The organism is Colwellia sp. BRX8-7 (genome assembly GCF_014077275.1).
Taxonomy (GTDB): Bacteria; Pseudomonadota; Gammaproteobacteria; order Enterobacterales; family Alteromonadaceae; genus Colwellia_A.
The window spans coordinates 1-1,597 of record NZ_JACGVP010000061.1 but is presented as its reverse complement, the minus strand read 5'-3'; the positions used below and the strand labels follow the sequence as shown (position 1 = coordinate 1,597).

The 1,597-nt window shown below is 40.8% G+C and carries 3 protein-coding genes; all 3 read right to left on the bottom strand.

Going from position 1 to position 1,597, the window contains the following annotated elements; genetic code table 11:
• A partial coding sequence (locus H4J57_RS19400) for a heme NO-binding domain-containing protein (protein ID WP_259366904.1) occupies positions 1 to 123 on the bottom strand: 123 nt, incomplete at its 3' end.
• A gap of 55 nt (positions 124 to 178) precedes the next feature.
• Complete coding sequence (locus tag H4J57_RS19395; protein ID WP_182243975.1) at positions 179 to 1,252, bottom strand: HD domain-containing phosphohydrolase; 1,074 nt, start codon at positions 1,250 to 1,252, stop codon at positions 179 to 181.
• 18 nt (positions 1,253 to 1,270) lie between these two features.
• Positions 1,271 to 1,597, bottom strand: a 327-nt coding sequence (locus H4J57_RS19390) for a response regulator (protein ID WP_182243974.1), incomplete at its 5' end; no start/stop codon positions are given.

The window sequence follows — 1,597 nt, the reverse complement described above, 5'->3', positions numbered from 1 at the left end:
GTCTGGGTACGCTTCGTTGCTCATGAATACGTCTATGTCGACCCCAGCGCAGGACTTAATATCTTCCCATACCGGCTCGCCAAATTGCATGCAGACCATATCTTCCACTGCTTTATTAACCATTCCGTACATAATATATCCTCTTATCTTTAAGACCTGATAAATGTTTACCCTGCTTTCAATCAGCAAGACCTTTATAAATTGCATCAAACTGTTCAGAATTGTTGCGTAAAATGTCCAACATTTGCGGATCAAAATGCGACGGTTCAGTTCGTCCGTCACCATCAAGCATGATTGACAACGTTTTTTCTTGATCAAACTCCGCTTTGTAAGGACGTTTTGACCTAAGCGCGTCATAAACGTCAACCACAGCGACAATACGAGCTTCAATGGGGATTTCTGTTCCTTTGAGACCTCTAGGGTAACCTCCTCCATTCCAACGTTCATGATGATTTTTTGCAATCGCTGCTGCCATTTTCATGACTGAATGTTCTGCATGAGACAAAATATTATAACCATTTTGTGAATGCTCTTTCATAATTGCGATTTCATCAGCGTCGAGTTTTCCGGGTTTCAATAAAACAATTTCGGGCGTGCCGATCTTGCCTATGTCATGCAGTGGTGCGGCTAACAACATCATATGTTGACGCTCTTCTGACCAGCCAAGTTGTTTAGCCATAAATTTGGAATACTCACCAATTCGCTTTATATGATAACCCGTTTCAGGATCTTTGAATTCAGCTGCCACAGCAAGGCATGTCAACGCTTCGTCATACGCATCTTCAACATCCTTCAGAAGGTTGCGAACTTTAATCGTTTTTGCATGTACCTCAGCTTCAAGACTAGCTTGGTAATGCTCTTTTGTGCGCCTCAAAATGACCAGTTCTTCTGCTCGACGAACGACATGGCAAAGGTGTTCAATATCAATCGGTTTTTCAATAAAATCCAAAACACCCAATTTCAATGCAGAAATAGCTTCTGCTGACCCACCGTGTCCCGTCATAATGATAAACTCCACATTACGATTTTTGCAGTTTTCTTCTTTAGCCTCGCGGATCATTTCAATACCGTCCTTCCCCGGCATTTGAATATCTGTAAGGACAATAGCAATCTCATTATCACTTCGAAGAATATTGAGCGCTTCTTCTCCATTGGCTGCTTCACAACACTTATATCCTTCCGCGTTGATCGTTTCGAGCAGTTCTTCACGAATATATGCTTCGTCGTCGACTATTAAAATTTTTGTTATCAAAGTGAATCCTCCTTAGATTTAATTTTCAAGCCTTAATTTAATAGTATCTATCAGTTCATCAATATCTAATGGTTTACGTATAAAAGCAAAACCTTGCTTTATGACACTATCTTCAACGTCAGAGCTGCCATGCCCAGACATGACTATAAAACAAAGCTTGTTATTAAACTCTTCCTTTAGAATGTCGACTAGATCTAACCCCGACTGTCCAGGCATTCTCAAGTCTGTTAATATTAGGGCAATATCAGGATTGTCACGCACTATTTTTACTGCATCCGATACATTGCTTGCAGTTAGAGGATCGTAGCCTTCAAATTCCAATGCTTCTGAGGCCTCTTCAAGTAT